The sequence below is a fragment of the Crystallibacter degradans genome, from assembly GCF_012952295.1.
Taxonomy (GTDB): domain Bacteria; phylum Actinomycetota; class Actinomycetes; order Actinomycetales; family Micrococcaceae; genus Crystallibacter; species Crystallibacter degradans.
The window spans coordinates 383,827-409,939 of record NZ_JABBCH010000001.1 but is presented as its reverse complement, the minus strand read 5'-3'; the positions used below and the strand labels follow the sequence as shown (position 1 = coordinate 409,939).

Annotated in this window: 23 protein-coding genes; 13 read left to right on the top strand and 10 right to left on the bottom strand. The window is 66.1% G+C overall.

The window, feature by feature from the left end; translation table 11 throughout:
- Nucleotides 1-2 precede the first annotated feature (2 nt).
- The 4 genes from HGO92_RS01780 to HGO92_RS01765 all read right to left on the bottom strand — a co-directional run bounded on the left by HGO92_RS01780 (nucleotide 3) and on the right by HGO92_RS01765 (nucleotide 5,914).
- Entirely contained in the window at nucleotides 3-1,028 is a 1,026-nt protein-coding gene (locus HGO92_RS01780) for a nitrilase-related carbon-nitrogen hydrolase (RefSeq protein ID WP_169991303.1), read from the bottom strand.
- Between the two features lie 137 nt (nucleotides 1,029-1,165).
- Nucleotides 1,166-2,644, bottom strand: a complete 1,479-nt coding sequence (locus HGO92_RS01775; protein ID WP_169991301.1) for a gamma-aminobutyraldehyde dehydrogenase — start codon at nucleotides 2,642-2,644, stop codon at nucleotides 1,166-1,168.
- An 82-nt stretch (nucleotides 2,645-2,726) separates the two neighbouring features.
- Nucleotides 2,727-4,178 carry an NAD(P)/FAD-dependent oxidoreductase gene (locus HGO92_RS01770; protein WP_169991299.1) on the bottom strand — a complete coding sequence of 484 codons (1,452 nt, stop codon included), beginning with the start codon at nucleotides 4,176-4,178 and terminating at the stop codon, nucleotides 2,727-2,729.
- Nucleotides 4,175-5,914 carry an amidohydrolase family protein gene (locus HGO92_RS01765; protein ID WP_169991297.1) on the bottom strand — a complete coding sequence of 580 codons (1,740 nt, stop codon included), beginning with the start codon at nucleotides 5,912-5,914 and terminating at the stop codon, nucleotides 4,175-4,177. Before HGO92_RS01765 ends, HGO92_RS01770 begins: the two co-directional genes overlap by 4 nt.
- A 127-nt stretch (nucleotides 5,915-6,041) precedes the next feature.
- On the opposite strand from HGO92_RS01765, the gene HGO92_RS01760 reads away from it, so the two are divergent.
- From HGO92_RS01760 to HGO92_RS01750, 4 genes are read left to right on the top strand one after another with little or no spacing between them, the layout of a single operon-like run.
- On the top strand, nucleotides 6,042-6,794 hold the full coding sequence (locus HGO92_RS01760) for a TetR/AcrR family transcriptional regulator (RefSeq protein WP_169991295.1): 753 nt from the start codon (nucleotides 6,042-6,044) through the stop codon (nucleotides 6,792-6,794).
- Complete coding sequence (locus tag HGO92_RS01755; protein ID WP_169991293.1) at nucleotides 6,791-8,161, top strand: NAD(P)/FAD-dependent oxidoreductase; 1,371 nt, start codon at nucleotides 6,791-6,793, stop codon at nucleotides 8,159-8,161. Before HGO92_RS01760 ends, HGO92_RS01755 begins: the two co-directional genes overlap by 4 nt.
- Before the next feature lie 42 nt (nucleotides 8,162-8,203).
- Nucleotides 8,204-8,479 (top strand): hypothetical protein, encoded by a 276-nt coding sequence (locus HGO92_RS23610; protein ID WP_240974332.1) that lies wholly within the window; start codon nucleotides 8,204-8,206, stop codon nucleotides 8,477-8,479.
- A complete protein-coding gene (locus tag HGO92_RS01750; RefSeq protein WP_240974331.1) occupies nucleotides 8,407-9,606 on the top strand; it encodes an AAA family ATPase in 1,200 nt (399 codons plus the stop codon). Before HGO92_RS23610 ends, HGO92_RS01750 begins: the two co-directional genes overlap by 73 nt.
- 123 nt (nucleotides 9,607-9,729) lie before the next feature.
- Here HGO92_RS01750 and HGO92_RS01745 read toward each other — a convergent pair whose 3' ends face one another.
- Together HGO92_RS01745 and HGO92_RS01740 are read right to left on the bottom strand one after the other, a co-directional pair.
- Nucleotides 9,730-11,133 (bottom strand): aspartate aminotransferase family protein, encoded by a 1,404-nt coding sequence (locus HGO92_RS01745; RefSeq protein ID WP_169991291.1) that lies wholly within the window; start codon nucleotides 11,131-11,133, stop codon nucleotides 9,730-9,732.
- Nucleotides 11,130-11,558: an Lrp/AsnC family transcriptional regulator gene (locus tag HGO92_RS01740; protein WP_346768844.1), complete on the bottom strand. Its 429-nt coding sequence runs from the start codon at nucleotides 11,556-11,558 to the stop codon at nucleotides 11,130-11,132. Before HGO92_RS01740 ends, HGO92_RS01745 begins: the two co-directional genes overlap by 4 nt.
- 323 nt (nucleotides 11,559-11,881) lie before the next feature.
- Here HGO92_RS01740 and HGO92_RS01735 point away from each other — a divergent pair, with 323 nt between their 5' ends.
- Genes HGO92_RS01735 through HGO92_RS01720 form a run of 4 tightly spaced genes read left to right on the top strand, consistent with a single transcriptional unit; the run spans nucleotide 11,882 to nucleotide 16,016 of the window.
- Nucleotides 11,882-13,102 (top strand): ABC transporter substrate-binding protein, encoded by a 1,221-nt coding sequence (locus tag HGO92_RS01735; protein WP_169991289.1) that lies wholly within the window; start codon nucleotides 11,882-11,884, stop codon nucleotides 13,100-13,102.
- 5 nt (nucleotides 13,103-13,107) lie between these two features.
- Nucleotides 13,108-14,274, top strand: a complete 1,167-nt coding sequence (locus HGO92_RS01730) for an ABC transporter ATP-binding protein (protein WP_240974330.1) — start codon at nucleotides 13,108-13,110, stop codon at nucleotides 14,272-14,274.
- Nucleotides 14,271-15,209, top strand: coding sequence for an ABC transporter permease (locus tag HGO92_RS01725; protein ID WP_169991285.1), 939 nt, complete (start codon nucleotides 14,271-14,273; stop codon nucleotides 15,207-15,209). Before HGO92_RS01730 ends, HGO92_RS01725 begins: the two co-directional genes overlap by 4 nt.
- Nucleotides 15,210-15,218: 9 nt before the next feature.
- Nucleotides 15,219-16,016, top strand: coding sequence for an ABC transporter permease (locus HGO92_RS01720; RefSeq protein WP_169991283.1), 798 nt, complete (start codon nucleotides 15,219-15,221; stop codon nucleotides 16,014-16,016).
- A 1-nt stretch (nucleotide 16,017) separates the two neighbouring features.
- Here the strand turns inward: HGO92_RS01720 and HGO92_RS01715 are convergent, their stop codons facing one another.
- Nucleotides 16,018-16,635: a TetR/AcrR family transcriptional regulator gene (locus HGO92_RS01715; RefSeq protein WP_346768843.1), complete on the bottom strand. Its 618-nt coding sequence runs from the start codon at nucleotides 16,633-16,635 to the stop codon at nucleotides 16,018-16,020.
- Between the two features lie 221 nt (nucleotides 16,636-16,856).
- On the opposite strand from HGO92_RS01715, the gene HGO92_RS01710 reads away from it, so the two are divergent.
- The 4 genes from HGO92_RS01710 to HGO92_RS01695 all read left to right on the top strand — a co-directional run bounded on the left by HGO92_RS01710 (nucleotide 16,857) and on the right by HGO92_RS01695 (nucleotide 21,770).
- A complete protein-coding gene (locus tag HGO92_RS01710) occupies nucleotides 16,857-18,296 on the top strand; it encodes an FAD-dependent oxidoreductase (RefSeq protein ID WP_169991281.1) in 1,440 nt (479 codons plus the stop codon).
- 5 nt (nucleotides 18,297-18,301) lie between these two features.
- Nucleotides 18,302-19,216, top strand: a complete 915-nt coding sequence (locus HGO92_RS01705; protein ID WP_169992000.1) for a universal stress protein — start codon at nucleotides 18,302-18,304, stop codon at nucleotides 19,214-19,216.
- Nucleotides 19,217-19,218: 2 nt separating this feature from the next.
- Complete coding sequence (locus HGO92_RS01700; RefSeq protein WP_169991279.1) at nucleotides 19,219-20,748, top strand: APC family permease; 1,530 nt, start codon at nucleotides 19,219-19,221, stop codon at nucleotides 20,746-20,748.
- A gap of 125 nt (nucleotides 20,749-20,873) precedes the next feature.
- On the top strand, nucleotides 20,874-21,770 hold the full coding sequence (locus HGO92_RS01695) for a diacylglycerol/lipid kinase family protein (protein WP_169991277.1): 897 nt from the start codon (nucleotides 20,874-20,876) through the stop codon (nucleotides 21,768-21,770).
- A gap of 18 nt (nucleotides 21,771-21,788) precedes the next feature.
- Here HGO92_RS01695 and HGO92_RS01690 read toward each other — a convergent pair whose 3' ends face one another.
- Nucleotides 21,789-22,283, bottom strand: a complete 495-nt coding sequence (locus HGO92_RS01690; RefSeq protein WP_169991275.1) for a LapA family protein — start codon at nucleotides 22,281-22,283, stop codon at nucleotides 21,789-21,791.
- A 436-nt stretch (nucleotides 22,284-22,719) separates the two neighbouring features.
- On the opposite strand from HGO92_RS01690, the gene HGO92_RS01685 reads away from it, so the two are divergent.
- Nucleotides 22,720-23,622 carry a macrolide 2'-phosphotransferase gene (locus HGO92_RS01685; protein WP_169991273.1) on the top strand — a complete coding sequence of 301 codons (903 nt, stop codon included), beginning with the start codon at nucleotides 22,720-22,722 and terminating at the stop codon, nucleotides 23,620-23,622.
- Here HGO92_RS01685 and HGO92_RS01680 read toward each other — a convergent pair.
- Entirely contained in the window at nucleotides 23,619-24,452 is an 834-nt protein-coding gene (locus HGO92_RS01680; protein WP_169991271.1) for an MSMEG_6728 family protein, read from the bottom strand. The genes HGO92_RS01685 and HGO92_RS01680 overlap by 4 nt on opposite strands.
- Before the next feature lie 5 nt (nucleotides 24,453-24,457).
- Entirely contained in the window at nucleotides 24,458-25,891 is a 1,434-nt protein-coding gene (locus HGO92_RS01675) for an FAD-binding oxidoreductase (protein WP_169991269.1), read from the bottom strand.
- Nucleotides 25,892-26,113: the final 222 nt, after the last annotated feature.

Here is a 26,113-nt window from a genome sequence, read left to right as displayed (position 1 = left end):
GGTCAGGCCACCGTTCCTGCGGTGGCTGCTGCCACGGATCCTGCTGCCGGCTGCGCCGAGCCAGTCGAGCCGAAGGGCTGGTCCACGCGGACAGGTTCGGTCAGCCGGGCGTAGGTGTCCGGGCGGCGGGTGGTCAGGAACGGGAAGAGCGTGAGCCAGTCCTTGCGCTGGTCCAGGTCGAGGTCCGCAACCAGTACCGCCGACTCGTCCCGCGGGGCCTGCACCAGGATGCGGCCGTAGGGATCGGAGATGAAGGAGGAGCCGTAGAAGGTGTTGGTGCCCTCGTTGCCCCAGCGGTTCGGGGCGACCATGAACAGGCCGTTGGCAATGCCGTTGCCCACGATGACCTGCTGCCAGAGCGGCTGGGTGTCGAAGTCCGGGTGGTCCGGCTCGGAACCGATGGCCGTCGGGTACACCAAGAGTTCCGCGCCGCCGAGGGAGTACATCCGCGCGAGTTCGGGGAACCACTCGTCCCAGCAGGTCGGCATGCCCAATCGGAGGCCGCCCAGTTCCGCAGGCTGGTGCACCGTGTAGGCGTCCTCGTCGGCGGGGCCTTGGCGGAAATACTTGTCTTCGTAGTAGCCGGCGGTGACCGGAATGTGGAGTTTGTGGGTGGTGGCGAGCAGTTCGCCCTGCGGCGACACCAGGATGGCGGTGTTCAGGCCGAGCTCGTCGGCCGGGTCATCAACGCGCTGGTACAGCGAGGCGTGCACGCACACATTGTTGGCGCGGGCGGCCTCGGCGGCGAAGGTGAAGGTGGGGCCGGTCAGTAGGTCTTCGGCCAGGTCCGCGGCGCGGCCTTCGGGCAGCTTGTCGGCCGGGTATTTGGACAGCGTGAGTTCCGGCAGGAAAACGACGTCGGCGCCGAGGGCTGCCGCACGTGCGATCCCTTCAGCGAGTTCGGCTTTGGTCTCCGCTGCATCGGCATGCCAGCGGTGCTGGACCAAGCCGACGCGCAGCGGTGCGCGGTCGCTCCGCTCAGTACGGGCAAACGAGACAGGCGGATCCAGTTGAGTCAGTTCAATCATTGGGAGAAACACTTCCGTGGGATGCGGGTCACATCAAATGAATTTGATTCATTTATTATGCAGGTGTGAGCCGCCCAACACAAGAGGAAAATGAATCCCGTTCTTTATTCACCTGGCCACAGACCAAATAGCGTGGATCAGCCCTTGGCGCGGAAGACGGTGTTCTGCCAGGCCTTGTGGGCTGCCTTGTCGCGGCTGAGCATGACGTGTTTGGTGTTGGTGTAGTCCTCGAGGGAGTAGCTGGACATGTCTTTGCCGAAGCCGGAGGCCTTGCAGCCGCCGTGGGGCATTTCGGAGACGATCGGGATGTGGTCGTTGATCCAAACGCACCCGGCCTGGATTTCGGCGCTGGCACGCAGGGAGCGGTTGAGGTCGTTCGTCCAGGCGGAGGCGGCGAGCCCGTACGGGGTGTCGTTGGCCAGGGTCAGGGCTTCGTCGTCGGTGTCGAAGGGCAGCGCGGTGAGCACGGGGCCGAAGACTTCCTCCTGCACGATTTCGGAATCCTGCGCCGCGCCGGCCACGAGGGTGGGACGGTAGTAGGCGCCGGCGGCGAGGTGGTCGCCAGGTGCGTGGCCGCCGGCGAGCACGGTCGCGCCGGCGGTGCGGGCGCGGTCGACGAAGCCGGCGACCTTGTCGCGGTGGGCGTGGCTGATCAGCGAACCGAGGTCCGTGGCGTCGTCGGTGGGGTCGCCAAGGAGGACCTGGTCCATGAGTTCGGCGACGCGGGCGGTGAACTCGTCGAAGAGCGGGCGCTGGATGTAGGCGCGGGTGGCGGCGGTGCAGTCCTGGCCGGCGTTGATGATGGATGCTGCGACGGCGCCGTGGGCGGCGGCTTCGAGGTCGGCGTCGTCGAAGACCACGAACGGTGCCTTGCCGCCGAGTTCCAGGTGCACGCGTTTGGTGCGTTCGCTGGCCAGGGCCATGATTTTGCGTCCGACGGCGGTGGAGCCGGTGAAGGAGGTCATGGCCACATCGGGGTGCCTGACGAGGTGTTCGCCGGCCACGGTCCCGGTGCCGGTGACGATGTTGATCACGCCGTCCGGGATGCCGGCGGCGGTGGCGGCTTCGGCGAAGATCAGCGAGGTGCCCGGGGTGAGCTCGGAGGGTTTGAGCACGATGGTGTTGCCGGCGGCGATGGCCGGCAGGATTTTCCAGCCGGCCATCTGGAACGGGTAGTTCCAGGGGGCGATGGAGCCGATCACGCCGATGGGTTCGCGGCGGACCATCGACGTGCCGCCTGCGCCGTATTCGCCGGCGGCCAGGCCCTGCAGTTGCCGTGCGGCGCCGGCGAAGAAGGAGACGTTGTCGATGGTGCCCGGGACGTCGAACTCCGTGGCCAGGCGGATGGCCTTGCCGGTCTGGGCGGTTTCGACCGCGGCGATTTCCTCCGCGCGGCGGCCGAGTTCGGCGGCGAGGGCCAGCAGGGCGTCGGAGCGCTCGGCCGGGGTGCAGCGCGACCAGGTGCCGAAAACGCGTTTGGCCGCTGCGACCGCGTCGTCGACGTCGTTTGTGTCGGCGTCGCGGATGGTCTCGGCGGGCTCGCCGGTGGCGGGGTTGATCCGTTTGGCCTCGTCGCCGCGGCCTTCGCGGTACCGGCCGTCAATAAACTGGTGCATTGGTCCTCCTGGTGCAGGGAAACTGGTGAGGGTGGGGCGTAACGGTGGAGCTGGTGGGCGTAGGGCGTGGCGGTGGCGCGGTTCAGGAATCGAAGCCCATTCCGACGGCGTCCATCAGTTTGAGCCAGGGGCCGCGCCTGCCTTGGCGGCGGTCCGCGCGGATCAGCGCGGCCGTGGTGATTTTGACGCCGAGCCAGGCCAGCGGCTCGGGCGGGAACGGGAGCGGCTTCCTGGTTACCAGTTGCAGCCGGGTGCGTTCCGTCGGCGTGCCGGCGAGCAGGTCCAGCAGTACGTTGGCGCCGAAGCGGGTGGCGCCCACACCCAGCCCCGTGTAGCCGGCGGCGTAGGCAACCCGGCCGCCGTACGCCGCCGTAAAGAAGGAGAAGAAGCGGCTGCACGTGTCGATGGCGCCGCCCCACTTGTGCGTGAACTTCACCGACTCCAGTTGCGGGAACGTGGCGTAGAAGTGCGCGGCCAGGCGGGCGAAGGTCTCTTCGCGCTGGTCGTATTCGGCCTTGACCTGCCGGCCGTAGTGGTAGACAGCGTCGTAGCCGCCGAAGAGGATGCGCTGGCACCCCTGCGGATCGGTGGCCAGCCGGTAGTAATGGAAGCGGTTGTTCAGATCGCTCAGCCCTTGCCGGTTGTGCCAGCCGATGGCCCGCAGCTGTTCGGGCGTCAGTGCTTCGGTCATCAGGACGTAGTCATAAACGGGCACGGTGTGCAGCCGCGTGCGCTTGAGCAGGGAAGGAAACACATTGGTGGCCAGGGCAACCCTCGCTGCGGTGACCGTGCCGCCGTCGGTAGTTAACCGGACCGGACCGTTGTCGTCTCTCGCGGCGCTGATGCCGCGGACCGGGGTGTGCTCGTAAATTTCGACGCCTGACTCGAGACAGGCGCGCTGCAGTCCCCATGCGAGGCGGGCAGGGTTGAGCATGGCGGTGCTCGTCTTTTCCCACAGGCCGGCCCGGTAGACCGGTGAGTTGAGTTCCTTGCGGACGGCGTCCCGGTCCAGGAACACCACATCCGGATCCTTGCCCTCGTCCTCACGCAGCCACTCCACCTGGTGGTCCTCGGTGGCGACGCTGAGCGTGCCCGTCCACTCGAAGCCGCAGTCGATCCCGTACTTCTCCACGGTGTCCGCGATCTGCTGCAGGTTCTCCAGGCCCAACTCCTGCAGGCGCTCGGTTTCCTGGGGGAGGTGCTTGACGCCGTTGGCCTCGCCGTGTGTCAGGCTGGCCTCGCAGAAACCGCCGTTGCGCCCGGAGGCCGCCCAGCCGATCCGCTTGCCTTCCAGCAGCACCACGCGCAGGTCCGGATCGCGTTCCTTGGCCATCAGCGCCGTCCACAACCCGGTGTAGCCGCCGCCTACGACGGCCAGATCGGTGGTGATATCCCCGTCCAGCGCAGGAAGGGGTTCCGGCCGGGCCGGGTCGTCGAGCCAGTACGGCGTGGTGGAAGCACCGGCCAGCGCCGCTTGGATTCGTGACCGCGGGAGGCGGCGTTCGGCGTCGTCGTACGTGGTGGGCCGGCTCATGCCTTCGCCTCCTGTGGCTGTCGGGCGTAGACCGGCACGCCCGCGATCATGGTGAAGTCCGTGCCGACGGTGTGCAGTTCGCCCGGGTCGAGCCGGAAGGGATCCGCATTCAGCACCACAAGATCGGCGGGCTTGCCCACGGCGACCGCGCCGCCGTCGTCGTTGCGGTTCAGCCAGGCCGAGCCGGCTGTGTAGGACGAGAGAGCGGTCTGCAGCGAAACGGCCTGTTCCGGCAGCAGCGGCGGCGCGTCGGGGTAGGCGGGGTAGGTGCGGTTGACTGCCACGTGGATGGCCTGCCAAGGATCGGGCGTGGACACCGGCCAATCTGAGCCCATCGCCATGACGGCGCCGGCAGCCAGCAGCGAGCCGAAGGGATACTGCCAGGCCGCGCGTTCCGCTCCGATAAGCGGCACGGTCAGCTCCAGCATCTGGTCGTCGTTGCAGGCCCAGAGCGCCTGGGCGTTGACCGTCACGTCGAGGGCGGCGAAACGGGCGATGTCGTCCGGGTGGATGATCTGCAGGTGCGCCATGTGGTGGCGTCCGCGGGTGTGCGGGTTGCTGCGGCGTGCGTGCTCGACGGCGTCCAGTCCGTCCCGGACGGCGCGGTCGCCGATCACGTGCAGGTGCAGGTCGAATCCGGCGGCATCCAGAGCGGTGGCGACGTCGGTCAGCACGTCCTTGGGCAGGTACAGCAGCCCCCGGTCGTCCCCGTCCGCGTCCTGGTCTGCGGCGGCGTGGCTGGCCCCGTCGCCGCTGCCGCCGCTGCCGACGCTGCCGCCTGCGTTTCCACAGCGGCACGGGCGCAGGTACGGATCCAGCATCGCGGCGGTGCGGTTCTCGGGCACGCCGTCCACCATGATCTTGGCGCTGGTGGTGACGAATCCGGCGGCACCGTTGGCCCGGCGTCGTTCTTCGAAATCGGCAACCAGTTCGGCGATGTTGTCCGAGGTGGTGGTGCGCGGTACCCAGAGCGCGCCGGTGGCCCTGCCGGTCAGCAGGCCGCGGCCGGCCAGCGTGCGGTAGGCGCTGCTGGCGTCCGGGTAGCCTGCATAGCTGCCGAGGATCGCTTCCTGCCAGCCGGTGACACCGACCGAATGCAGATAGCGCTGGGCCTCGAGCAGCCCACCGCAGAGATCCTCGTCCGTCAGCGGCGGCAGGAGCCTGTTGACCAGGTCCATCGCGCCTTCGTGCAGCGTGCCGGTGGGGAAGCCGTCCGTGCCGCGTTCGATCCACCCGTCCGCTGGGTCCGGCGTTGTCGCATCCATCCCGGCGAGTTCCAGCGCGCGGGTATTGACCCAGGCGCTGTGGTGGTCCGCGTTAATGAGGTAGACCGGCCGGTCCGGCACGATTCTGTCGAGCAGCTCGCGCGTGGGATAGCCGCCTGGGAAGTCCGCCTTGTGCCAGCCGCCGCCGGTGACCCAGGGCTTTTCCGTCGATTCAGCATAGATGGCGATGCAGGCCAGGACGGCGTCCAGCCCCGAGATGTTGGAGAGATCGCAGCCGAGCCGCTCGACGCCGCCGTAGACCGCGTGCACATGGGCATCCGTGAAGCCGGGCGTGAGGAGGCGGCCGTCCAGGTCCACCGTTTCCGCGGCGGTTCCGGCAGAGCCGCGCACCTCTGCGTCAGTCCCTAAGGCAGTGATCCGGCCGTCCGTGACCGCTACCGCCGTCGCCGTCGGGTGGACCCGCTGCCCGTCGAAGATCCGACCGGAGTGGAAGATCCAGTCTGCGCTCACAATGCCTGCTTTCCTGATGCTGCTGTTGAGGGGTGTCTCTTATCGAACTGAAAGCAGGCCAAATTGTCAACGGTGTTGACTTCACGGATTAGAGTGGGGTCAAAACCAGCCGGCGAAAGGTGAAGGGATGGCGGCGGCAGAAACCGGGATCCAGCGGGAGCGTGCCAAGGGGCTCTCACGCGAGGTCATCGTCGACGCCTGCCTCCGGCTGGCCGACGAGCAGGGCAGCTCGGCTCTGACCTTCCGCCGCATCGGGCGGCTGCTCGGCGCGGATCCGACGGCGCTCTACCGGCATTTCAAGGACAAGGACGAGTTGCTGCTGGCTCTGGCGGACCGGCTGATCGGCGAGGCTCTGAAGGACTTCGAACCGGGGCCATCATGGCGGGCCACCATCAAGGAGCTCGTGGTGCGCGGCCGCCGGGCGTACCTGGCCCATCCGCAGGTAGCGGCGCTCGCCGCAGTGCGGGTGACCCGGCAGGAGTCGGAGATGCGGTTTGTCGAGACCATGCTGGCCACCTTCCGGCAGGCCGGCTTCGGCGCGGAAGACGCGGTGCGGACCTACCGGGCGTGCGCGGACTTCATGCTCGCGTGGACCGGGTTCGACGCCGCCCTGAAGTCGCTGGGCGGGAAGTCCGAGGCGGACAACCGGGCGTGGGCAGAAGCGTATGCTCAAGCTCCGGCGGAACGCTTTCCGAACGCTACGGCCTCGGCGGCGGCGATGGCCGGCATCAGCGACGAGGACAACTTCGACTTCGCGCTGGAACTGCTGCTCGACGGCATCGAAGCCCGGCTGCGAGCTTGTGTTGCCGTCCGGCCGGACGTTCCACGGGCAGCACGGCAGTCTGCCCCACCGGCCAATCGAAGGGAACCGCAAGCATGACCGTCAACGGAAACGTCTCGTTCTGGTACGCCGCGGACGGCATCCCCGCCCCGCGCCCTGCCTTGGCTCAAAGCACGACGGCGGACGTCGCCATCGTGGGCGCCGGCTACACCGGGTTGTGGACCGCCTACTACCTGAAGCAGGCGCGCCCCGAGCTGGACGTGGTGGTGCTGGAGAGCCGCTTCGCCGGCTTCGGCGCGTCGGGGCGGAACGGCGGCTGGCTGACCAACAGCATCACCGGCGGGCGGGACCAGTACGTCAAGAGCCACGGCCGCGCCGTCGTCGGGCGCTTCCAGCAGTTGCTCAACGAGACCGTGGACGAAGTCATCGCCGTGGCCGGATCCGAGGGGATCGATGCGGACTTCCACAAGGGCGGCGAACTCAACGTGGCCCGCAACCACGCCCAGCTTGAACGGCTGCGGGCCTGGGCCGCGGAGGAAGCGCTCTGGCCGGAGGCCGGGACCGAGCTGCTCTCTGCCGGCGGGACCGCAGAGCGGGTAAAGATTGCCGGTGCCCTCGGCGGGCTGTGGCAGCCGCACTGCGCCCGGATCCACCCGGCGAAGCTCGTGCGCGGACTGGCGGCCGCCGTCGAACGGTTGGGCGTCCGGCTCTACGAAGGCACCACCGTGACGGAGATTGCGCCGGGTCTGGCCCGCACCGAGCACGGAGATGTCACGGCTAAGTACGTGCTCCGGGCCACCGAAGGCTTCACCGCGAACCTGAAGGGCTCGCACCGGGACTGGCTGCCGATGAACTCCTCGATGATCGCCACCGAACCGTTGCCCGAGGCGGTCTGGGCGGAGATCGGCTGGGAGCACCGGGATACCGTGGGGGACATGGCGCACGCCTACATGTACGCTCAGCGCACCGCGGACGGCCGCGTCGCGCTCGGCGGCAGGGGAGTGCCGTACCGCTTCGGCTCCCGAACGGACACCGACGGCGCCACGCAACAGCGAACCATCGAACTGCTGACCGGGATCCTCCATGACATGTTCCCCGCCGCCCGGCATGCCGCCGTCGACCATGCCTGGGCCGGCGTGCTCGGCGTGCCACGGGACTGGAAGGCCACCGTAGGACTGGACCCGGCGACCGGACTCGGCTGGGCCGGCGGCTATGTGGGTACCGGGGTCGCGGCGACCAACCTCGCCGCCCGCACCCTGCGCGACCTGATCCTGGAGCCGGGCAGCGAGCTGACCACCATGCCGTGGGTCAACCGCAAGGTCCGGCGCTGGGAGATGGAGCCGCTGCGCTGGATCGCGGTGCAGGCCATGTATAAGGCGTACTACGCCGCGGACGGCGCGGAGAACCGCAGGCAAGGGCCGACGTCGTTCATTGCCAAAGCAGCAGACAAAGTCTCCGGGCGTTAGGCCAGCCCTTGCCGCGGCGAGTCCCGCTGGTAGGGTCAAGCCATGACCGAGGGCCTGGGGAAGTTCATGGACGATTTCGCCGCGCTGGTGCAGTTGGCGCAGGCGCGGCAACAGCGGTTTCCCCGCGGCGAGCAGCTGCTGAACACGCTGTCGGAGCACCTCGGGCTGCCTGCAAATGAAGTCCCGGTGGTCGTGGAGGAAATCTCCGCACACCGCTTTGCGGACGTGGACTCCTGTTCGCCGACTTGGCAGCGGAGGATCCGGAGCAGCGGCTGGTCGGCATCGGCGGCGGGGACCAGCGCCACCACTCTTCCCTGAGCGACATGCTGCAGCAGGCCCAGCTGTTCCCGCAGTTTCCGCTCGCCCAGCCGGATTACACAAACCTTGCCATCGGTCCCAACGAGCAGCGTCAGGTGGTGGCCCTGGGGATCCGCCTGATCACCCGTTCCGGCGTGCCGCTCGCCGTGCTGCAGCGGGAAGCGAGCCCCCGCTTCGGCCGGCCAACAGCGCTGCTGGAGGTCCTTTCGCCCGAGCCGAGCGCCGCCGCGGAATTCCTGTCCGTGCTGCGCACCCAGCTGCAGACGCGCAGCGTCCTTAAGGGCCAGGTGGTCTCGCTGACCATGGATGAGTACGGCTCCAGCGGCGCCGGCGTGACCTTCCACGAACGACCCTCCCTCACGGCTGCGGACGTCATCCTGCCGGAGGGCCTGCTCGACAAAGTATCAGACCACGCCGTCGGCATGGCCGAGCACCGGAAGCAGCTCGAGGCGCTCGGCCAGCACCTCAAACGCGGCATCCTGCTCTACGGACCCCCCGGTACCGGCAAGACCCACACGGTGCGCTATCTGCTGGGCCGCAGCAAAGGAACGACGGCGATCATCCTCTCCGGCGGCTCGCTCGCTTATATCGCCGAGGCGGCCAGAATGGCCCGGGCACTACAACCGTCGATGGTCATTTTGGAAGACTGCGATCTCATCGCCGAAGACCGCAGTTTTGGCCATGGCCCGCAGCCGCTGCTCTTCGAAGTGCTGGACGCCATGGACGGGCTCGACGACGATGCGGACGTGGCGTTTATCCTCACCACCAACCGGGTGGACATGCTCGAGCGTGCCCTGGCGCAGCGGCCGGGCCGGGTAGACCTGGCCGTGGAGATTCCCCTGCCGGAAGTGCAGGAACGCGCTGCGCTGCTGGAACTTTATGCACGGGAAATCGCCTTCAGCGCGGAGGCCATCAGCGTGACAGCGGAACGGACCGCGGGGACAACCGCCTCTTTGGCCAAGGAACTGGTCCGCCGCGCTGTTGTGGCAGCGGCGCTCGCGGGAGCGGACGTGGCCGACGAGCACCTGCTCTCTGCCGTCGATGAGTTGATGGCAGACAGCGCTGCGCTCACCCGCAGCCTGCTCGGCAGCGGCGGAGACCGGCACGGGTTGGACATAGCGGAATGACGAAGACCTCCGACTGACCGGACCCCTGCGAGGTGCGAACGACGACGGCGGCGGGCAACACTCGTTGCCGCGGGTCGGCTTACCTGTCCTCGTCAGCCAGCCCACCGCCGTCGTTATTTGCGGTTAGAGGTGGTTCAGCCCCTCGACCAGGACGGAGCGCAGGATCTGCTCGATCTGGTCGAACTCCCGTTGCCCGATGGTCAGCGGCGGGGCGAGCTGGACCACGGGGTCGCCGCGGTCATCGGCGCGGCAGTAGAGGCCGGCGTCGAGCAGCGCATTGGAGAGGAACCCGCGCAGCAGATGCTCGGATTCTTCGGCGTTGAACGTCTCCTTGGTGGCCTTGTCTTTGACCAGTTCGATGCCGTAGAAGTAGCCCTCGCCGCGGACATCTCCGACGATCGGCAGGTCCAGCAGCTTCTCGAGCGTGGCGCGGAAGGCCGGGGCGTTCTGCTTCACGTGGGCATTGAGTCCCTCGCGTTCGAAGATGTCCAGGTTGGCCATCGCGACGGCGGCGGAGACCGGGTGCCCGCCGAAGGTGTAGCCGTGGTAGAACGTGGTGTCGCCGTGCTTGAACGGTTCGAAGAGCTTGTCCGAGGCGATCATGGCGCCGATGGGGGAGTACCCGCTGGTCATGCCCTTGGCGCAGGTGATCATGTCCGGAACGTAGCCGAAGTCGTCGCACGCGAACATCGATCCGATCCGGCCGAACGCGCAGATGACCTCGTCCGAGACCAGCAGGACATCGTACTCGTCGCAGATTTCGCGCACCCGCTGGAAGTAGCCTGGGGGCGGCGGAAAGCAGCCGCCGGAATTCTGCACCGGTTCCAGGAAGACCGCGGCCACCGTGTCCGGACCTTCGAACTCGATTGCCTCGCCGATCCGGTCCGCGGCCCAGCGGCCGAAGGCCTCCGGATCTTCCAAGCCCGACGGCGCGCGGTACTGGTTCGTGTTCGGCACCCGGAAGGCACCGGGCACCAATGGTTCGAAGGGGGCCTTCATATCCGGGATGCCGGTGATGGACAGCGCACCCTGCGGGGTGCCGTGGTAGGCGACGGCGCGGGAGATGACCTTGGTTTTGTTCGGCTTGCCCGTGAGCTTGAAGTACTGCTTGGCCAGCTTCCACGCGGTTTCCACTGCCTCGCCGCCGCCGGTGGTGAAGAAGACCCGGTTCAGGTCGCCCGGAGCGTAGTGCGCCAGGCGTTCCGAGAGGTCGATCGCCGCGGGGTGGGCGTAGGACCACAGCGGCATAAAGGCCAGTTCCTTCGCCTGCCGGGCCGCGGCCTGGGCCAGTTCTTCGCGGCCGTGGCCAACCTGGACCACGAAGAGGCCGGACAGCCCGTCGATGTATTCGTTGCCCTGGTCATCGAAGATCAGGTGGCCTTCGCCCCGGCTGATCACCGGGACCGAGCCACCGCCGGCCAAGTTGGAGTGGCGTGCCATGTGCATCCAGAGGTGGTCGCGCGCGGCCTGCTGCCGGTCGGTGCCGCGGGGCGTTGTATAGGTGCGGGTGGTGGATGTTTGTGTCATCGTGTTCCCCAGTTGTAGGCCTGCTTACGCAGGGACAGATACATCAGTGTTTCGGTGCTCAGCACACCGGGAATGCTGCGGATCTGGTTGACCAGCAGCAGCAGATCGTTGTCGTTTTCGCAGATGATCTCGGCGAGGATGTCGAAGGTACCGGCGGTGGCCACGCAGTAGTCCACTTTGTCCAGGGCCGCCACCTGGTCCGAAACTTTCAGCACGTCATTGTTGGCCTTGATGCCCAGCATGGCTTGGCGGGAAAACCCCAACTGCATGGGGTCCGTGACAGCGACAATCTGGACGATGCCGCTGTCCATCAGTTTCTGCACGCGCTGGCGGACGGCGGCCTCCGATAGTCCAACGGCTTTGCCGATGGCAGCGTAGGAGCGCCGGCCGTCTTCCTGCAATTGTTCGATGATGGCCTTGGACACCGTGTCTACCGGGCCGTGGGCGTGCCCGCTGCCCGTGTGCGTCGATCCGTTGTTGTTCGCAGTGCTACCGGGCTGGGCCGTCAAAATATCACCACCTCCAGGCGGGGGATGCGCCGGGTTGGACCGGCCGCGTGAATGTTTATGCCATTGAAGCCGCTGGTCGGCCGGTGCGCAAGACCTAGAGCTACGAAATAAGTTGGAAAACGGGACTCCGAAGCAGGGATCCGTCGGGTAACGAAAAATTTACAACTGAATCCCTTGTCCCGTTCGACGCGGTCTGGCATGATCTTCGTCACAGTGTCCATCACCTCAGGGAGCCTTAGATGCCGAATCGACTGCCCGACGATCCCCGACTGCGCCGCTTGGTCGGCGCACAGCTGTCCCGCCGGAACATCCTGATGGGTGCGGGCGGTTTGAGCCTTGCCGGACTGCTGGCCGCGTGCGGCACCGGCGGTACCGGCACGACGTCGAATGGTCCAGCCGGCGAACCGGCTGTGGCGGAGGATCTCTCGGCCGCGGAAAAGGAAGTCAACTGGGCCAACTGGACCCTCTACCTGGACTACGATGACCAGGCGCAAAATTACCCCTCGCTGGAAGCCTTCACCGCCGCGACAGGTATTGCGGCGAACTATTCCGAAGACATTGACGGCAATGACACTTACTTCGGGAAGGTCCAGGCGCAGTTGGCAGCCGGTCAGGATATCGGACAGGACGTCATCACGCTGACGGACTGGATGACAGCCCGGCTGATCCGGCTGGGCTACACGCAGGAATTGAATCACGCCAATATCCCGAACGCTGCTAACTTGCTCCCAACCCTGAAGAAGGTGGACTTCGATCCCGGCCGGAAGAACTCGCTGACCTGGCAGTCCGGTTTTGCCGGCATCGCCTGGAACAAGGAAGCGGTGCCTGGTGGACTCAAGACGGTCGCCGACCTGTGGAAGCCGGAGCTCAAGGGCCGTGTGGAGGTGCTGGATGAAATGCGCGACACTATGGGCCTCATGCTGCTGGAGCGCGGCGTTGATATCTCCGGTGACTGGGGCTCGGACGAATTCTCGAACGCCCTGGATGACCTGACGAAGCAGATCTCCGACGGCCAGATCCGACAGGTAAAGGGCAACTCCTACAAGGAGGACCTGATCTCCGGCGATGCCCTTGCCGTGATGTGCTGGTCCGGCGACATCACTCAGTTGAACTTCGAGAATGGCGACAAGTGGGAGTTCGCCCTCCCCGATGCGGGCGGAACGTTGTGGTCGGACAACCTGATGGTACCCGTCGGGGCGCCGCACAAAGCGAATGCGGAAGCCCTGATGGATTTCTACTACGACCCGAAGAACGCGGCAACGGTGGCGGCCTACGTGAATTACATTTGCCCGGTTCAAGGTGCCAGGGAAGCCATGGAGAAGATTGATCCGGAATTGGTGGAGAATCCGCTGATCTTCCCCAGCGACGAGTGCCTGGCCAAGTCCCACGTCTTCCGCTCGCTGAGCGCCGATGAGGAAACCGACTTCACCAACCGGTTCCAGAAAGCGATCGGCAACTAATGACTATGGTTCAGACCAAACCGGAAAGTCCCAATACCGACGCCGACGACCAGGGCGCCGACCTGAGGCTCGCTGCGATCACCAAACGGTTCGGCGGCTTCCTGGCCGTGGACAACCTGGACCTGGAAATCCCGGCAGCATCGTTCTTCGCATTGCTGGGTCCCTCGGGTTGCGGAAAGACCACCACCCTGCGGATGATCGCGGGCCTGGAGCAGCCGACGTCGGGAAGCATGAGCATCGGCGGCAAGGACATCACCGGAACCAGTGCCCACGAGCGGCCGGTTAACACCGTGTTCCAGAACTACGCGCTCTTTCCGCACATGAGTGTGCTGGACAACGTGGCCTTCGGGCTGAAGCGCCGGAAGATCCGGGACCATCAGGCCAAGGCCAAGCAGGCGCTGGAACTGGTTGAACTAGGCCATCTTTCGGCGCGGCGGCCGGCGCAGCTCTCCGGCGGGCAGCAGCAGCGTGTGGCCCTGGCCAGGGCGATCGTGAACGAGCCTGCCCTGCTCCTGTTGGATGAACCGCTGGGAGCGCTGGACATGAAACTGCGCCGGCAGATGCAGGGGGAGCTGAAGCGGATCCAGACCGATATAGGCCTGACTTTCGTCCATGTCACCCATGACCAGGAAGAGGCCATGACCATGGCGGACACCGTGGCCGTGATGAACCAGGGGCAGGTGGAGCAGCTGGGCGCCCCGCGTGAGCTGTACGAACTGCCGCGGACCGCTTTTGTGGCGAACTTCCTGGGCAAGTCCAACCTGGTAGCGGGTGAAATCATCGAGGACCGAGGCGACGCCGTCGTAATTAGTGCCGGCGGCAACCGGCTGGCAGTGCGCAAGGACCGCTCCACCACGCACCAAGGCAAGGCGCTGATTGGCATCCGGCCGGAGAAGCTGCGGATGATGTGGCCCGCTGATGCTCCTGCCGACGGGTCGAACATCCTGCGGGGCCGTGTGCTGGACTCTTCCTTCACCGGGGTCAGCACCGAGTACCTGGTGGAGGTGGCCGGGATCGGTCCGGTGGGTGTATTCAGCCAGAACCACGGACAGCAGTTGGCGGCCCCAGGCGACGACGTGGTGCTGACTTGGGATACCGCACATGCCTTCGGCCTGGACGGCGATGAAGACACCCAGGCCGGCGCCCGGGAAGCGGAAGCGGCGGCGACATGAGTTTGCTGACGGCGCCGCGCAGCGCCAAGGCCAAGCCGGAAGAGACCCGCAGCGCGTCCGAGATCCGGGCAGACAAGCGCCGGGGCCGGGTGGGCTACCTGCTGATCCTGCCCGGCTTCATCTTCATGCTGCTCTTCTTTGTGCTGCCGGTCTTCTCGCTGCTGGCCACCTCGCTCTACACCAAACCGCCCGGCGCGGACATCGGCCAGTTTGTGCCGGCGCTGCAGTTCAGCAACTACGCCGCAGTGCTGGGCAGCTACTGGCCGGAACTGGTCCGGTCCTTCGCGTTTGCGCTGATCGCGACGGTGGCGGCACTGGCCATCGGCTACCCCATGGCGTACCTGGTGGCAGTGCGGCTGCGCGGCAGGAAGCTGCTCCAAGGCATCCTGCTGGTGCTGATCATCGCGCCGTTCTTCACCAGCTTCATCCTGCGCACCCAAGCCTGGAAGCAGATCCTGGCGGACGAGGGGCCGGTGGTCGCGGTACTGCGGGCAATGGCCCTGCTGCCCGAGGACGGCCGGCTGACCGCCACGGCCTTCGCCGTGGTCTGCGGCCTGACCTACAACTTCCTGCCGTTCATGACGCTGCCGATCTACGCCAACCTGGAGCGGCTGGACACCCGCCTGATCGAGGCGGGCGGCGACCTGTACGCCAACTCCTTCACCACGTTCCGCACCGTCACGCTGCCGCTGTCCATGCCCGGCGTCATCGCGGGCACGCTGCTGACCTTCATTCCTGCCTCGGGCGACTACATCAATGCGGCGCTACTGGGCAACAACCAGAACACCACCATGATCGGCCAGGTCATCGACTCCCGGTTCTTCCGCGTGGTCGACTACCCGGGTGCTTCGGCCCTGTCCTTTGTTCTGATGCTGGCCATCCTGTTCCTGGTGATCCTGTATGTCCGCCGTTTCGGTACCAAAGAGTTGCTCTAAGGAGGCCTCATGAGAAGAAGAATCGGCCCATGGCTGGTACCGGCTTTCGGCGGACTGGCCTTCCTGTTCCTGCTGGTGCCCATTGCCTATGTGTTCGCCTTTTCGTTCAACGACGCCGGCAGGACCAACCTCAGCTGGCGCGGCTTCACCCTGGATAACTGGCGCAACCCCTGCGGCGCGCCCGCGGTGTGCGAGTCGCTGGCCAACAGCCTGCAGATCAGCTCGATTGTCACCGTCATCGCCACCATCCTGGGCACGGCCATCGCTATCGGGCTGGTCCGCCTCCGGTTCAAGTTCAACGCCACGGCGAACATGCTGATCTTCCTGCCGCTGGCGACGCCGGAAGTGGTGCTGGGCGCTTCGCTGCTGGCCCAGTTCCTGAACATCGGCGTTGATCTGGGGGTGGGGACCATCATCATCGCCCACAGTATGTTCTGCATTTCCTTTGTGGTGGTCGCGGTGAAAGCCCGCGTCGCCAGCCTGGATCCCAAGCTGGAGGAGGCCGCGGCGGACCTGTATGCATCGCCGATCCAAGCCTTCTGGCGGGTCACCTTCCCGCTGCTGTTGCCGGGCATCGTGGCGGCGGCGCTGCTGGCCTTCGCCATGAGTTTCGATGACTTCATCATCACCAACTTCAACTCCGGGAACGTGGACACATTCCCCAAGTTCATCTACGTCGCGGCAACCCGGGGCATTCCCGCACAGGCCAACGTGATCGGTTCGGCCATGTTCATCATTGCGCTGCTCATTGTGATCGGCGGGCAGATCCTGTCCAACCGGCGGGCGAAGATGCTGGCCGCGCGCTGAGTTACCCGGCGTTGCTGGGGGCGTCGGCCCATTCGCGCCGCTGGGCGTCCAGCCCGGAAATGAGGCCGTCGAGTCCCAACCGGAAGGCCGCATCCGCCGGCGCTCCGTCTGCCGGCAACTGGCGCGCCCGGACAGCCGAGGTGAAGTGCGGGCTGGAATCGGCCAGTTCGCCGGTTTCGAATATGTCCTCGGGAGCAGCCACGTCAAAGGCGGAGCCGAAGATAAAGGACTCCAATGCGACGATTGCCGGAACCACTAAAGGTTCGGGCCAGCCGGCGTCGAGAAAGCCGCGGGTCAGTTCTTCATACATCTGCAGGGTACGTGGTGCGCCGGTCACGGGCAGCACGGCGATGACCGGAATCAGCGGGGAGTGCTGGGTGAACACGTCGCGGTAGGACCAGGCCCAATTCCGCACGGCCTCGGGCCAGGGCAGCGTGCCGAAGCCGCTGACGTCCACCCTGTTCATCAGGTGGTCCTGCAGGAGGAGGAGGACATCGTGCTTGGACTTTACATGGTTGTACAGCGCGGACGGCGCGACACCCAGGCGTTTGGCCAGGGCGGACATGGTCAGGGCGTCATAGCCGCTGGCCTCGATCAGCTTCAGGGCCGCCGAGGTGATGAGCTCCTTGGACAGAACCTTCTGTGCCGGGCGTCCGGCAGAGCGGTGCGTCCCCGATGCTGAAACCGCGATGGCGGGCCTCCTTGTGGCTCGTTCATTAACCGGCCCCGTGCGGGCCGCTAAAAATATCCTACGTTCCGCTTCCCATCCGCCCGGCCACCGGCTACAGTTAAAGTAAATGAACGCTATTCATTTATTGAAAACACACTAGGAGTGAAAGAGTGAGCACCATGGAACGCGACGTCGTTATTATCGGCGCAGGACCCTCCGGACTGACGGCCGCCTGGGAGCTGAAGAAGGCCGGCCTGAGCGTCGCCGTGCTGGAGGCGCGCGACCGTGTCGGCGGCCGTACCTGGACGGACACCATCGACGGCGCCATGCTGGAGATCGGCGGCCAGTGGGTCTCCCCGGACCAGACCGCGTTGCTCGGACTGCTGGATGAACTGGGTCTGGAAACGTTCCCGCGCTACCGCCACGGTGAATCCATCTACATCGGTCCGGACGCAAAGCGGAAGCGCTACACCGGCGAGCTGTTCCCCGTCAGCGAGCGGACGCAGGCCGAAATGAACCGCCTGATCGGGATCCTGGACACGCTCGCCGCGGAGGCCGGTCCCGAGGCACCCTGGACCCATCCGATGGCGCGGGAACTGGACACCATTTCCTTCCACCACTGGCTCCGCAAGCAGTCCACCGACGAGGACGCCTGCAACAACATCGGCCTCTTCATCGCCGGCGGCATGCTGACCAAGCCCGCGCACTCCTTCTCCGCGCTGCAGGCCGTGCTGATGGCCGCCTCCGCCGGGTCCTTCAGCAATCTGGTGGATGACAATTTCATCCTGGACAAGCGCGTCATCGGCGGCATGCAGCAGGTTTCGGAACGCCTCGCCGCAAAGCTGGGGGACGACGTCGTACTCAACAGCCCGGTGCGCACGCTGCGGTGGGCGGGGCAGGCACCGGATGCCGCCACTGCTGCCGCGGATTCAACGCACGACGGCGTGACCGCCATTTCGGATTCCGTCACCGTGCGTGCCCGCTACGCCATCATGGCCGTGCCGCCGAACCTGTACTCGCGGGTCTCCTTCGAGCCGCCGTTGCCGCGCCGCCAGCACCAGATGCACCAGCACCAGTCGCTGGGACTGGTGATCAAGGTCCATGCCGTCTACGAGACACCGTTCTGGCGTGAAGAGGGCCTCTCCGGCACCTGTTTCAGCCCGGCCTCCGTGGTGCAGGAAGTCTACGACAACACCAACTACCAGGATCCGCGCGGCACGCTGGTGGGCTTCATCTCCGATGAAAAGGCCGACGCCATGTTCGAGCTCAGCGCGGAGGACCGCAGGGCCGCCGTCCTGGGTGCAGTGGCGGAATACCTTGGTCCGAAGGCGCTGGAGCCGGTGGTCTACTACGAATCCGACTGGGGTTCGGAGGAATGGACCCGCGGAGCCTATGCGGCCAGCTACGACCTGGGCGGGCTGCACCGCTACGGCAAGGACCAGCTCACGCCGGTCGGCCCGATCTACTGGTCGTGCTCGGATTTGGCGGCCGAAGGCTACCAGCATGTGGACGGGGCCGTCCGGATGGGCCAGCAAACCGCCGCCCGGATTCTTGGCGCAGCTGAAACTGCAGCCGGGGAGCCTGCCGGGACCGCGCGCCACGGGGCGTGAGCAGCATGCGCAGGTACGTCGTCGGGTACACGGCCACCGAGAACGGCAGGGCCGCGGTCAACCTGGCCGCGGCCCTGGCCCGCAGCCAGCAGGCCTCACTGGACCTGGTCATGGTCCAATCGCCGGACTCGCCCTATGCCGGAACGTACCCTCCGTCGGGCCGGGGCTACGAACGGATTCTGGCAGAGCAGCTCGATCAGTGGCTGGCCGAGGGCCTCGCACTGGTGCCCCATGATGTGACGGCGAAGGCCCATGTACGCCAGGCCGAGTCAACCGCCGAGGGCCTGATCGAGGCCGCGCGCGAGTTCTCCGCCGCGGTCATCGTGGTGGGCGCTGCCCGCAGCAGTCTGCTGCGCCGGTTCAGCATCGGCAGCGTTGCCTCGGCGCTGCTGCACGCCGCCGACGTGCCGGTGGCGCTGGCACCCAAGGGCTACCGGCGGCAGGCATCGATCACGCGCCTGACCTGCGGGATCGGAACCAGGCCCGGCGCCGACGACGTTATGCAGGCAGCGGTAGGGGCGGCATCCTGGCGGTCGCTGCCGCTGCGGCTGGTGTCCCTGGTGGCCCTGGACCCGGACAACCCTGAAGCCGTCCGCGCCGCAGAAGCGAACATGTCCGAGCGTTTTGCCGCGGCTGCGGCCCTGCTTCCGGGCAAAGTGACCAGGACGGTGGCCCACGGCAAGACCATTGAGGATGCCATCGAGGGACTGGACTGGGACGAGGGGGAGCTGATGATGATCGGCTCCAGCCGCCTGGCCCGGAACAACCGGCTTTTCCTGGGCGCAACGGCCAACAAGGTGCTCCGGACGCTGCCCGTACCGATGGTCGTGGTGCCGCGCAACTACCGGTCGGACCGGACTACCCCGGGCCCGACCACCCCCGACCGGACCACACCGGCGGACCTAAACAAGGATGGCTAGCCATGAGTGAATCCACCGGCACCCGGAGGGCATCCGGGCTGAGCCGCAAGGGCCTGAAGGGCGGTACGGTCGGGCTGCTTGGCGCCGTCGTTATTGGGGTTTCCTGCATCGCCCCGGCCTACACGCTGACCGCGTCGCTGGGGCCGACCATTGCCGAGGTGGGGGTGCAGCTGCCGGCGATCTTCCTGGTCGGCTTCATCCCGATGCTCCTGGTGGCGCTGGGCTACCGCGAGCTGAACAACGCGATGCCTGATTCCGGCACCTCGTTCACCTGGGCCACCCGCGCCTTCGGTCCGTGGGTGGGCTGGATGGGCGGCTGGGGACTGGTCGCCGCGACCATCATCGTGCTCTCGAACCTGGCCGCCGTTGCGGTGGAGTTCTTCTACCTGATGCTGGCGCAGGTCACCGGGAACGCTTCGCTGGCCGCGCTGGCCGAAAGCGTTCCGCTGAACATTGCCACCACCCTGGTGTTCATCTCGCTGGCGTGCTGGGTGTCCTACCGCGGCATGGAAACCACCAAGAAGCTGCAGTACATCCTGGTGGGCTTCCAGCTGCTGGTGCTCGCCTGGTTCGCCGTCGCCGCCTTTGTCCACGTGGGCAACGGAACGGCCTTCGACGCATCGGCCATCAGCGCCGAGTGGTTCAATCCGTTCGCGGTGGATTCCTTCTCGACCTTCGCCGCCGGCGTCTCGCTGTCCATCTTCATCTACTGGGGCTGGGACGTCACCCTGACCATGAACGAGGAGACCAAGGACCCGGAGAAGACCCCTGGCCGCGCCGCTGCCGCCACCATTTTCGTGATCGTGGTGCTCTACATGCTCATGGCGCTGGCCGTGCTGAGCTACGCCGGGATCGGGACCGAGGGTCTCGGCGCCGGCAACCCGGAGAACCAGGAAAGCATCTTCGCAGCCCTGGCCGGACCGGTGCTGGGACCGTTTGCCATCCTGATGTCGCTGGCCGTGCTGAGCAGCTCGGCGGCGTCCCTGCAGTCGACGTTCGTATCCCCGGCGCGCACCATGCTCGCTATGGGCCACTACCGCGCACTGCCCGCGAGCTACGGGCGGATCAGTCCGCGCTTCAAGTCCCCGGGCTACGCCACGGTGGCCGCGGCCATCGCTTCCGGAGCGTTCTACACGGTCACGCGGGTGCTGTCCGAGAACGCGCTCTGGGACACCATCACGGCGCTGGGCATGATGATCTGCTTCTACTACGGCGTCTCCGCGCTGGCCTGCGTCTGGTACTTCCGGGCCGAAGCATTCGCCGGCGCCCGGAATTTCTTCTTCAAGTTCCTCTCGCCGCTGCTCGGCGGGATCATCCTGCTGGTGATGTTCTTCCAGACCGCCAAGGACTCGCTGGATCCGGCCTACGGCTCCGGCTCGTCGGTGGGCGGCGTTGGCCTGGTCTTCATCCTCGGTTGCGGCGTGATCCTGCTCGGCGCGGTGCTGATGTTCGTGATGTACAAGCGGCACCCGGGCTTCTTCCGGGGCGAGACGCTGCGCCGTGGAACCGCCGCCGATGATGTCCACGCCTGACCGCCCGGACAACCGCAAACAAGACAACGACGGCGGTGCCTCCTTGGGCTCGATTGCTCAGCGTACGTCCGTCCGTCCACCCGCAATGGCGCACGCCATCGGTTCAGCATGATTAAGCTGGCCGTATGAGTAGTTCTCCTTCAGGACGTTTCGAACGGATTGTGCTGATCTACAACCCGGATGCCGTCAAGTTCCCGTTCTACCTGGCCGAGCAGTTGCGGGAGGACCTGGCCCTTCGGCTGCCCGCTGTGCCGGTCCAGCTGCGGCACACGAAGTCGGCTGGCCATGCCCGCGAACTGGCGCGCGCCGCAGCCGGGGAGGGGCGGCCGCTGATCGTCTCCATCAGCGGCGACGGCGGCTTCAATGAAGTGGTGAACGGCGTGATGGACGTCCCGGAAACGCAGGCCGTCTGCGCGGTCATGGCCGGCGGCAATGCCAACGACCACCGCCGCAGCACCCGCAGACAGGCCCTGATCGAAGCGATCGTGGACGGCGAGGTCCGGCAGATCGATCTGCTCAGGCTGCGCGTTGGCGATGGGCCGCAGGCATGGTCACGCTACGCCCACTCCTATGTAGGGTTCGGCCTGACGCCGCTGATGGCGATCGGTATCGAAGGGGGCCAGAAGGGCGTCATCAAGGAGCTGATCTCCGTAGCGCGCACGGTTGCCGGACTGCGGCCCTTCGAAATTGCCCGGGCCGATGGCGCCCGGGCCAGACTGGACAGCCTGGTGCTGGCCAACATCCCGGAGATGGCCAAGTACGGCCGGGTGAGCGAATCCGGAGATCCAGCGGACGGAAGGTTCGAAGTGGTGATGCTGCCGCACGCCAGTAAATGGCGCATTGCGCTCATGACCCTCCGCGCCGTCACGGTGGGCCTGGGCGAACAGCCCAGCGTCAGCAGCTACGCCTTCACTACAACGGACAGCATCCCCGTCCAGACCGACGGCGAAGTCATGACCGTCAGCGCCGAAACGGATGTGGTTGTGGAGTCGGTGCCCAGGGCCTTGACCGTCATCGGCTGAGACTCGCCGGGTGTCCGTTCAGCGGGTCTGGTTCCGTTTCCGCTTCCGGTCCTTGTGCGCAACGGCCCGAAGCTGGATGATCCGGGCGGCACCGGCAACGGCGGTCAAGAGTCCGCCGCCCACTGCCGCAATAAACAGGGCCAGACCCAGGTTTACTCTGCCCTCCAAGGCGAAGTAGCGCAGCGTGACCTGGTCCTGGTTCTGCGCGATGAAGATGATCAGCAGCACCAGCAGAATCAAGCCCGCTACCGTGGCGGTCCAGATCATGCCGGCCCGGGTTATCCGCGGCTTCTCCTCAACGTCCCTGTCCGCCGGCTCGGGCTGCTTGGGTTCTTCTGTCCCGGCCCTGCCCTTCTCTTTCCCTGCTTTCCCTTTCGGCACCACGGCACCGCCGGAAGCACCGGGAACGGTGCCGCGGCTGGAAGTGCCTGAAGCGCCGGGCTTGCCAGGTTCCTCGTGCCCCGACTCGTCACGGGCGGGAACGTTATCGGGCGTGCGCGGATCGGAGGCCATGGTTTCTCTCTTCTCTTGGCAGCAGTCTCGTGGCAAAGGGCCGGTTGCCCTTCAGCATAGGCCCGCCCGCACTCCCGCGTCAGGACCGGCAGGCAGATCGGCAGCGTTAATCTGAAGGAGACGGCACGGCTCGGGATCGCCTGTCGGGAGGAGGACACCCGGTCTTGGCTCCGTGAGTGCACCGGTGATGTCACGAACCCAGATAATTGCCACGATCTGTCTCGCCATGCCGCTCAGCCGGATCAAGGAATCGCCCGGCTTGGACTTCTGCACCGCCCTTATGCAGGCTGCCCACCGGATAGAAGCCGATCTCACACAAGCCCAGGAACGTTAACCCGCTGGCTGCCGTCTTTGGCATCGCGGGCCGAAACCGTTTTGTCGCCGGGCCACGCTAGCATCCGTTCGGTACAGTGGCACCAACGCAAGGAGGACCGCCATGTCAGACGAACCGGAATTCACCGCCGCCTCGGTCGCGGAACTGGCCCAGGAACACGGACTGAATATCGATTCCACCAGCGTCACGTTCAATGAGGCCGGCCTGGATTACCTGGTGGCGTTCGCCGTCGCCAGGGACAACAAACACTGGGTCCTGCGGATCCCGCGCCGGCCGGACGTCTCCGCCAAGATCGCCGACGAAGCGAAAATCCTCAAGCTGGTCAAAGGTAAACTTTCCGCCGCGGTGCCGGACTGGCGGATCCGCAGCCGCTCACTGATCGCGTATCCAGCGCTGCCGGGGGAGCCGGGCCTGACGGTGGAGGACGGCCAGCCCGTCTGGCATTTCGACCGCGAATCGCCAACCTATTGTGCCTCGCTGGGTCGGCTGATCGCCCAGCTGCACCGGATCGACGCAGAGCAGGCCCATTCCGCCGGCATTCCCACGCTGACCCCGGAGGAGGTACGCGAGGAATGGCGCACCAATCTGGCCAAGGTGGAGGCCGAATTCCAGATAGCCGATAACTTGCTGGAACGCTGGAACGCCTGGCTGGCCGAGGACAGCTATTGGCCGGACTTCACCGTCTTCACCCACGGGGAGCTTTACCCGGCGCACCTGCTGCTGGACGAGAACGCCGAAATCCGTTCCGTCCTCGACTGGACCACTGCCAAGGTGGCGGATCCGGCGCTGGACTTCATGTTCCACCACATGGTTTCCACCCCGGAGGCCTTTGACCTCACCGTACGCAGCTATCTTGACGACGGCGGACGCGTACCGCCGCGGCTGGCCGACCAATGCGCGGAGCTAATGTCCGCCGCCCCCATCAACTACGGCGTGTATGCGATGACAACAGGGAATCCCGACCATCAGGCGGCGGCTGCCGCGCAGTTAAACCCGGCGGACTAACGGTAAGTTGATCGCGGCCCCGGAGCACCGCGGAGAACTGCCGGAAGCGGGACGGCGAAGAACAGCCGCGGGTCCTGCAGCAAGGCGGGACAGTCAAAATCCGTCCGGCTGATTTCCCCGCTGAGCACCAACGTCCGCGCGAGCGTGTCCGCCGCACCGGTGACCGGACCGAGCGTACCGGTAGCGAAGCGCAAGCCGCCGTCGAGCGGTAAGGCGGCCAGGTCGCCGTCGTTCGCTTCGTTGAGCAACGCATCCAACTGCCTGGCCTTCTTCCCCCGCACCGGCACCCCGGCGGGCGTCAAAGCAGGAAGACTAACGACGGCGGTGCCCGGCTTTGCGCCTTGCCCGCCTTGGGTGCGGGCTATCCACAAGCGCGGGCCGGTGACTTCAGCGGGGACCAGTTCGGTGGACGGTTCGGGCCAGATATAGGGCAGGGCATCGGCAGTGCCGGGGAAGCGGGGCCCGTAGAATCCCGGATCCTTCTGGATCAGGTTGGAACGATGGGCCCGGTGAAAATCTTCATCGCCCAGCCACGGCGGAGCCGCTGGCGCCGCGCTTTCAGCTTCCGGTGCGAACTCACGGATCAACCCGCGGGTGCCGTCCGCATGGCTACGTGCAAGCCATTCGTCCGTCATGGCCAAGCCGTAGCGGACCAGCGCCGGCACGTACCCCATCCACATCCGCACTGCCGGATGCCGCTGCCAACCGTAGTCGGGGACAACCAACGCGCGCAGGATCTGCAATGTCTCCACCCGTTGCTTGCCCAGGCGCGGCCCGTCGAGGACGGCCGCGCTGGCAGCAAAGTCAGGAAAGGGCAGGAAGGTCTGCATCCTGCCTAGGATAGCTCGGCAGGTGGGGCGGGAGCTGGACGATCCGCTCTTTCCGGACCCTGTGCTGCCTCCGCCCTGATCGTATGGCCGAAGCGCAGCAGGTTCGCGGGATCCCAGCGGCTCTTGGCTGTAGCGAGCTCCTCGTACGCCTGCGGGGACCAAGCACGGGCACGGTCCGTGGCGTCCCCAGGCGTTCCGTGGAAGTTCACCAGCGTCCGGCCTGTGGAATAGGGCGCCATTGCTTGCAACAGAGACCGGATGGCCGCGGTAGTGGCAGTTGCTATGGGCGGGGCCGTCAAACCAATGGCAAGCAGAGAGAATGCGGCGTCTCGTCCGGAAACCGCGTCCGTTCCGACGCCACCCAGGGAGAGCGCGCCCCCGAGTGGACGAAGCTCGATCAGAATGAGGGGGCAGTCCGAGTCCGGGCCAGCCGCGGCGAGGAAGGCCGCCTCGGCATCGCCGTCGAAACTGTGCAGCAGCGCGCCGGCTTCTTCGTATGGCAGCGGTTCCTGTGGGTCGAAGTGCACCATATCGACGTCCAGATAACTCATTGGCCCGACCATATCCATGATCGGTGATGAAACCATGCGCATGGGCGCCAACAGGGTCTCGGCTTCCTCCTGCGGCCCGGGATAAGCGAAGCGGAGGTGAACGACGAATTGCGCGCGCAAAGGTGGCGGTACGAAATCCAGATCCGGGAGCCGCAACAGCGCGATAGAGGTGGCTGCCTTCGTGGGCAGGGTCGGCCACCAACGGTTGAAGGTGGAGAGTACGTTGGCTGCATCTGTCCCGGGGAAAAAGATGCCACCGCCGTAGAACTCGTCAACGGGCAGAAGGTTGCAGGTCAAGGAGGTTACGATACCGAAGTTGCCTTTGCCGCCGCGTAGCAGGCGGAACAATTCCGGCTCATGCTCCGCGTCCACGTGGCGCAGCACGCCGTCCGGTGTGACGATCTCGAAGCTTCGTACATGATCGGCGGCAAAACCGTATGCCCGGCCGAGAAGAGGCAACCCTCCGCCGAGCGTATAGCCGACGACGCCGACGTCGGTACTTGAACCGTGCAGGCCGACCAGGCCGAGCGGAACGCTGGCTGCCAGCAAGCTGCGCCATTTCACTCCGGCACCGATCCGCGCCGTCCGTTCCACCGAATCGATCTGCAGGTCCTGCATACGGCTGGTATTGATCAGCAGACCGCCTTCGATGGAGCTGTTGGCTCCATGGCCGGTGGCTTGGACCGCGATGGGAATATTGTGGGCTGCAGCCCACTGTATGCCCGCCACAACATCAGCGGCGTTCATAGCACCAAGGGCCACGTCCGGTCGATATACGGCAGCGAGATTAAACGCGGCGGTATCCTCCGCGTAGCCCGGCGCCCCAGGTGCCGTAACAGGTCCCGCGACCAAGGCAGCCAATGTTTGTATTTCTTCAAGAGATAGCATGACGAGCTCCAACCATTCCGGCTCAGCCAATGACCCGGGACCGCGAGCCCGGATCCGAAGGTATTCAATGCCACGTCCTCATGAGCCGGTAGAAACATCGGCCCCAAGCCCTGCGTCCTTCCGGTCCACCAGTCGGTTTTCCAATTACTGGAAACAAACCCCAACCAGTTGGACTATCCTCCAGGTTCAGTAGACCGTCAAGAGGCCTGTGGCGTTCCTACC